At 57.9% G+C, this 6,789-nt stretch carries 8 protein-coding genes; 2 read left to right on the top strand and 6 right to left on the bottom strand.

The annotated features are described in order from the left end of the window. The 6 genes from F8I07_RS08830 to trxC form a co-directional block, all read right to left on the bottom strand. The coding region (locus tag F8I07_RS08830; protein ID WP_292658520.1) for a thioredoxin domain-containing protein at positions 1 to 1,490 on the bottom strand (1,490 nt) is incomplete at its 3' end. Positions 1,491 to 1,849: 359 nt separating this feature from the next. Continuing rightward, a complete protein-coding gene (locus F8I07_RS08825; protein ID WP_292658517.1) occupies positions 1,850 to 2,149 on the bottom strand; it encodes a c-type cytochrome in 300 nt (99 codons plus the stop codon). Between the two features lie 84 nt (positions 2,150 to 2,233). Further along, complete coding sequence (locus tag F8I07_RS08820; protein WP_292658515.1) at positions 2,234 to 2,557, bottom strand: hypothetical protein; 324 nt, start codon at positions 2,555 to 2,557, stop codon at positions 2,234 to 2,236. A gap of 55 nt (positions 2,558 to 2,612) precedes the next feature. Then, positions 2,613 to 3,782, bottom strand: a complete 1,170-nt coding sequence (locus tag F8I07_RS08815) for a HAMP domain-containing sensor histidine kinase (protein ID WP_292658512.1) — start codon at positions 3,780 to 3,782, stop codon at positions 2,613 to 2,615. Beyond that, complete coding sequence (locus F8I07_RS08810; protein WP_292658510.1) at positions 3,769 to 4,446, bottom strand: response regulator transcription factor; 678 nt, start codon at positions 4,444 to 4,446, stop codon at positions 3,769 to 3,771. The genes F8I07_RS08815 and F8I07_RS08810 overlap by 14 nt, the downstream gene beginning before the upstream one ends. A gap of 206 nt (positions 4,447 to 4,652) precedes the next feature. Then, a complete protein-coding gene (trxC, locus tag F8I07_RS08805) occupies positions 4,653 to 5,078 on the bottom strand; it encodes a thioredoxin TrxC (RefSeq protein ID WP_292658508.1) in 426 nt (141 codons plus the stop codon). Between the two features lie 143 nt (positions 5,079 to 5,221). Here trxC and murJ point away from each other — a divergent pair, with 143 nt between their 5' ends. Both murJ and F8I07_RS08795 read left to right on the top strand, forming a co-directional pair. After that, positions 5,222 to 6,637, top strand: a complete 1,416-nt coding sequence (gene murJ, locus F8I07_RS08800) for a murein biosynthesis integral membrane protein MurJ (RefSeq protein ID WP_292658505.1) — start codon at positions 5,222 to 5,224, stop codon at positions 6,635 to 6,637. Between the two features lies 1 nt (position 6,638). Beyond that, positions 6,639 to 6,789 (top strand): Sir2 family NAD-dependent protein deacetylase (locus F8I07_RS08795; protein WP_292658522.1); only part of this gene is annotated, 151 nt, incomplete at its 3' end.

Raw genomic sequence — 6,789 nt, 5'->3', positions numbered from 1 at the left:
GCGGCGACAGTGAAGCTGTAATCCTCCAGCAGGGCCGGAACTTTGGGGGAGCGTCCCGGGAGCTTCTGGTGGTAGAGTGTTCCGTTGATATCGAGAGCATGGCGCAGAGCCTTCAGCGTCTCTACCCCCAGCCGACCATAGGCGGCATCCAGATCTGATGCGACAAAGAGCCCATGAATCAGCAGAGCGTTCCAGGAGGCCTGGAGCTTGCGGTCGATGAAGGGATAGGGGCGCCGGCTGCGCAGCTGCTGCAGAAGCGCTTTCATTCGGGGGGTGCAGCTCTCTGCTTTTTCCAGCCAGGGGTTGGAACGGAAGCGGATGAAGTTTCCGTCTTCGGTGATGCCGCAGCCTTGCAAAGCCTTCTCGGGATCGGGGATTCCCGCCTTTTGAGCCGCCGCAAGCACCCGATCATAGAGATAGGTGTAGTAGAACCCTTCCACCTTCTCTTTGCTCTCGGGATCGAGGCTGTCGGCATCGCTGGCACCGTAGAAGAGTCCGGAGGAATCCCGATAGTGCTTCCCCAGTACCGTTACGGTCTCTGCGACCACCCGACGGTAGAGTTTCTTCCCGGTGAGTTCGGCCGCCAGAGCGTAGGCCTCCAGAAGCTCGGCGTTGGAGTATAGCATCTTCTCGAAGTGGGGAATCCGCCACTTCCGGTCGGTACTGTAGCGGTAGAAGCCCCCCTCGACCTGGTCGTAGATCCCGCTCAATGCCATCTTCTCCAAACTGCGATCCGCCATCTGCAGCGCTGTTTTGTCTCCGGTGAGCCGGTAGATCTGCAGCAGAGCGGTCAGAGTCGAAGCCCTGGGGAATTTGGGAGCGGTCCCCCACCCGCCGAACTCACGGTCGAAGCCGCTTGCGAGCGCCGAGACGAAGCGGCGGCTCAGATTCTCATCCACCGAAATGTTCCCGCTACTCTGCCGACGATCGATCCGCTTCATGAGGCTCAGGATCTCCCCTCCGATCTTTTCCAGCTTCGCCGGCTCCTTCTGCCAGAGCTTCGCGGCTTTGGCAAGCAGCTCCAGAAGCCCCGGCTGGTTGTATTTCGCCTCCCGGGGGATGTAGGTGGCGGCGAAAAAGGGTTTGCGGTCCGGGGTCAGCAGCAGCGTCAGGGGCCAACCGCCGGGCTGACGGGTGAGGAGGCGGTGGACCTGCTGGTAGTAGCGGTCGATCTGGGGATGCTCCTCCCGGTCGACCTTGATCGCGACGAAATAGCGGTTGAGGAGCCTGGCCACCTGCGGATTTTCGAAAGACTCCCGCTCCATCACATGGCACCAGTGGCAGGTACTGTAACCGATGGAGAGAAAGATCAGCTTGTGCTCCCGCTTCGCCTTTTCGAAGGCCGCCTCGCCCCAGGACATCCAATGGACCGGGTTGTGGGCATGCTGTCGGAGGTAGGGGGACTCCTCGTGGATCAGGGCATTGACCGGCTCTTTGGCCGACAAAACTCCGATCAGCAGGGTGAAAATTACCAGAGATTTCCGCAGCATCCGTTCCCCTTTTTCGTCAATGGGTGGATTGTATCATAAGGATCGGTATCCAGTGTGTAGCGCGATATTCTCCATCTTCAATCAAAAAGGCGCAGCCTGTGTGACGTCAGTCCTTCGCGTTTTCTTTTTTCTTTGCTTCGTTTCTCTTTTTCTTTGTCGCGAAACAAAGAAAAAAGAAATGAAGAAAAAGACCAGCTACTTGGCTCAGTGATAAGAGAGGGAGGGAGATACGATACTGCAGCCTCATTGGAGGAAAAATCATACTTATTATCTAAATGAGCTTAGTATGAAGATAAGTTGGAAAAGAATCTGTTACAAAGAAAGAAGAAGAGTTCACCGCCGAAGCGGTGAGAAGGCCATTACTTGCCGAGCTTGCTGATGTAGTCAGCCAGGGCTTTCATGTCGTCGTCACTCAGAGCAGCAGCCTGCCCCTTCATGACGCCGCCCATACCGTGCTTGTTCAGGGTACCGGCTTTGTAGCCCTGCAGATCTTTGACGATCTCGTCAGCTGCCATACCGGCGATGGGGTTGGACTTGCCCAGAGCTTTGGTCTTGCCGTCCTGTCCGTGGCATCCTGCACACTTGGCGAAGAGAGCAGCACCGTCGGCTGCCATCAGAGTAGCACCTGCAAAGATCATGGTCAATGCGATTTTTTTCATGGAAACTCCTTGTATGTGATTACGGGAATAATTGTAGCAGAAAAATTGTGAAGTTATTGTGAAATCCAGGTAATACTTCTCCTCCTAGCGGAGACGGCCGATCACCTTGTAGCGCTCCCAGTACTCATCCAGCGCTTCGTCAAGCTCCCGCTCCGGAAGTGTCAGCGGCGCCTTGAGCCGGTGGGTGCGGAAATACTCCTCTCCCATCACCGAAGTCTCCCGGGAAGGGTGGCGCAGGAAATACTTCAGACCCGCTTTCATGTTGTGCTCGCCGCTGTAGATCAGCAGAGCATTCATGAAAGTCAGGCGCGGGGAGACCCCCTCTTTGCGGTGGCAGGGGACGCAGTTTCGGTCGAAGCTCCCGCCCCATAATGCGCCGATCAGCCAAACGATTATCAAGATGCGCATCGGATTCCTTTGGGAATTGAGAATTGAGGATGGAGAATGCAGAATTGAAAACATCTTACTTCTCTTCTACTTTCCATGACAGGGTGATCTCCGTCCCCTCCCCTTTGCGGGAGCGGATGTCGATCACGAAGCCGTAACGGTCGGCGATCCGCTTGACGATATCCAGCCCCAGGCCGAAGCCCCCCTCGCTGGAATCGAAGCGGCGGTAACGCTCGAAGATCTGCTCCAGGGCCTCCGCCTCGATCCCCACCCCGGTATCGGCGATCCGCAGACTCCCCGGCTGGAGGCTCACCTCGATCCGGCCGCCCCGGCGGTTGTACTTGATCGCGTTGGAGAGGAGATTGTCGATGAGCCGTGCCAGCAGGCGGCGATCGGCCCGAATCGTCACCGGTTCGATGTCGGTCCGCAGCTCCAGCTGCTTGGAGCGCAGCAGCACATCGAAATAGTCCAGACGCTCCTTCAACAGCCGATCGAGGGAAAAGAGCTCGTCCCTTACCGGCCGGTGCCGCTCCAGGGTCAGGAACTTGAGATCCTCGTAGAGGGTCGAGACAGTCCGGGCCGCCACACCGATCCGCTCCAGCCGGCGGCGGTCACCCTCCTTCATAGCGGCAGGGTCGATCATCTCGATATTGGCCAGGATGGAGCTCAGGGGCGTGTTGAGCTCATGGGTCGTATCGTGGATGAAGTCGTCCAGCAGACGGATCGACTGGCGCATGGGACGGACAAAGAGCCTCGCCAGGGAGTAGCCCAGAAGCGCCAGGAGGATTCCCAGTACCGTCCCGGCCAGAGCTATCCGCCCCAGCACCGCCTGCTGCCAGCTTCGGTCTCTGGGAACCTCGATAAAGAGATATTTGGCCCCCAGATAGTAGTTGTCCAGGATCTTCACGTAATGGATCACATCCCCCACGCTGTAGATATCTCCAAGGAAATCGACCCGTCCGTCTCTCAGGGTGGAGAAGATCTTGACATACTCCAGATCGTAGATGGCACTGCGAAATCGGGGATCTCTGGGATAGCGGTTCTGTTGGGGAAAGTGCTCGTGGAGCCGTTTGAGACGCCGGATCTGCTCGGCGGCATAGTCCATCAGCCGACTCTTGGTCTGCAGCAACATCACCTGCTCCTGGGAACGGTAATAGAGAAGGCTCCCCAGAGCGAAGAGCCCCAGCATCAGGAGCATGTAGAGTACCAGAAAACGGCGCAGGCTCTTGCGTTCACTCCGGAGCACGGTAGAGGTACCCCTGCTTCTTGAGGCTCACGATCCGATCTTTGCCGATGCGCCGGCGGAGGTTTTTGATGTAGGTTCTCAGGGCGCTGTCACTGGGCTCCTCGTCGTATCCCCAGAGGGTTTCGTAGATCCGTTCGTGAGAGAGGACCTCCCCCGGATGCCGAAGAAAAAGTTCCAGAAGCCGCGCCTCTTTGCGCCCCAGGATCTCCTCCCCCTCGGGGCCGCTCAGCTGCTGGGAGGCGGGATCGTAGTGCCGGCCTTCGCCCAGGTCGATGCCGTTTCCCGCGGGATGGATGACCCCTCTTCCCAGCAGTGTCTCGATCCGGATCTTCAGCTCCCGCAGCTCGAAGGGTTTGCGGATATAGTCGTCCGCACCGCTGCGAAACCCCTCTTCCAGATCTTCGACGCTCCGCCGGGCCGTGATGAAGATCGCCGGCGTCTCCACTCCCCGTTCCCTGGCATCGCGAAGAAATTCGAAACCGTTGATCCCGGGGGTGTTGACATCCAGCAGCAGCAGATCGAAACGCTCCTCATAGAGCCGATCCTGGGCCGCCTCCCCGTCATAGACCGGTACCACCTCGTAGCCGGCACTCTCCAGATAGTCGCAGAGCGTCTCGCTCAGGTTGCTGTCATCTTCGAGAAGCAGAAGTCGTTTCGCTGCCATGATTCTCCCTGGTCAGTTTGGAAAATTGTAGCATAGAGACATTGGCGCTTACTGTGTGACGTCAGTTCTTCGCGTTTTCTTTTTTCTTTGCTTCGTTTCTCTTTTTCTTTGTCGCGAAACAAAGAAAAAAGAAATGAAGAGGAAAGGCCTGCAAAACTTTGGAAATGCAAATTATGCGGCACAAACAGAGCCACTCGAAAGGGACGTCAGCGGCTGGCCCACTGGACGATCTGATCGGCACTGAGAGCTCCGCTGACCCTGTCGACCTCCTGACCTTTCTTGAAGAGGATCATCGTAGGGATCGAGCGGATGCCGTAGCGGGCACCCAGCTGGGGGTTCTCTTCGGTATTGACCTTGACGAACTGCACTTTCAGGGGCAAGCGCGCCGCCGCTTCGGCAAAGGCCGGGGCCATCATTCGGCAGGGACCGCACCAGGGGGCCCAGAAATCGACCACGACCGGCAGATCGCTCTTCTGAAGAATGTAGTCGAAGGTCTGGGCGTTGGCCTCGATGGGTTTGTTGTCAAGCAGCGACTGTTTGCAGTGACCGCAGACCGCTTTGGTGTAGTGATCCTTGAGGGGAACACGGTTGACTTTGAGACAATGGGGACAGACGACTTGAATGGTTGACATTTGATACCTCCTGTTTTTCGGTCGGAAAGCTCCGCCTAATTTGGAGAATTATAACGATCTTTTGACGGAAAAAATTCTACCTGGGTTGCATTGCACAAAGAATTCCCATTGACTAAACCTGCACCGCCGACTATAATTCAGGAATGAAAATCCGGTCCATTTTTACCAACAGCGGCGGCATTCTCTTCTCCCGGATCTTCGGCTTCGTGCGGGATCTGATGATGGCGTCGATCCTGGGGGCCAACGTCTACAGTGACATCTTCTTCGTCGCCTTCAAGCTCCCCAATCTCTTTCGCCGGATCTTCGGAGAGGGGGCCTTCGCCCAGAGCTTTCTGCCCTCCTTCATCGCCAGCCGCTACAAGACGATCTTCGCCGCCCGGATTCTGCTGACCTTTCTGGGGATCATCGTCGTGTTGGCGCTGCTGGTGGACCTCTTTGCAGCGCCGCTCACCCGGCTCATCGCTCCAGGTTTCGATCCTTCCGCCACAATGCTCGCCGCCAAATATGTGGCGATACAGTTCTGGTACCTGCCGCTGATCTTCGTCGTCACTTTTTTCGGAGCGCTCCTGCAGTGGAAAGAGCACTTCGCCACCACCGCCTTCGCCACGGTGCTGCTGAATATCGCCATCATCAGCGGACTGCTGCTGAGCCGGGGGATGGAGAAGGAGCGGATCCTGCTGATACTCAGCTACAGCGTCCTGGTCGGCGGAGCGCTCCAGGTCCTCGTGCATCTGATCATGGCCCGGCGCTTTCGGCTATTACGGATGCTGGGGATCGGCTTCGTCGCTCTGGGGACCCACAGCCGCAAAGTGGCCGAAGACACCCAACGCTTCTACAGAAACTTCTTTCCCGCCATCTGGGGCAACTCCACGGCCCAGGTGATGGCCTTTCTCGATACCTGGCTCGCCTCCTTCCTCGTCAGCGGGTCCATCAGCTACCTCTACTACGCCAACCGGATCTTTCAACTCCCTCTCGCCCTCTTCGCCATCGCCCTGAGCACCGCCCTTTTCCCCTCTGTCGCCAAACGGATCCGCCACAAGGACGAGATCGGCGCCCTGCAGGAGATGAAGCGGGGCTTCTGGATTCTGCTCTTTCTTCTTTCCCTGGCGACCCTGGGCGGGATCATCTTCAGCACCGAGATCATCTGGCTCCTTTTCGAGCGGGGAGCCTTCAGCCGCGCCGACACCCTGGCCACTGCCTCGGTGCTGCAGATGTATCTGCTGGGGCTGTTGCCCTTCGGTCTGGGCAAGCTCTTCAGTCTCTGGCTCTATTCGCGTCACGAGCAGATGAAAGCCGCCAAAATCGCCACCTGGTCCCTGGCCGGTTATGCAACCGCCGCCTTCGCCCTCTTTCAGCCTCTGGGGGCGACGGGTCTGGCCCTGGCCAGCACCCTCTCCGGTTTTGTGAGCTTCGGTCTGCTGGTGCGGGCCTTCGGCCGGGAGAAGCTGCGGGAGTTTTGGGAGAAAAAATATGCACTGCTGCTCTCGGCAAGTCTACTGGTCGGCGGTGCTCTGATGTGGGGAGTTCACCTCCTCGCCATCCGATATCTGGGAGTCTAGGATGAACAACTACGACACCGCCGCCCGCTGGATCGCCGAAAGCCGAAACGCCGCCGCCTTCACCGGAGCCGGGATCTCCGTGGAGAGCGGGATCCCCACCTTCCGTGGCCCCGAGGGGCTCTGGAGCCGTTACGATCCCAAGGTGCTGGATC

Origin of the sequence: Nitratifractor sp., from assembly GCF_015487065.1 — a bacterium.
Taxonomy (GTDB): domain Bacteria; phylum Campylobacterota; class Campylobacteria; order Campylobacterales; family Sulfurovaceae; genus Nitratifractor.
This window is presented reverse-complemented; position numbering and strand designations above follow the sequence as displayed.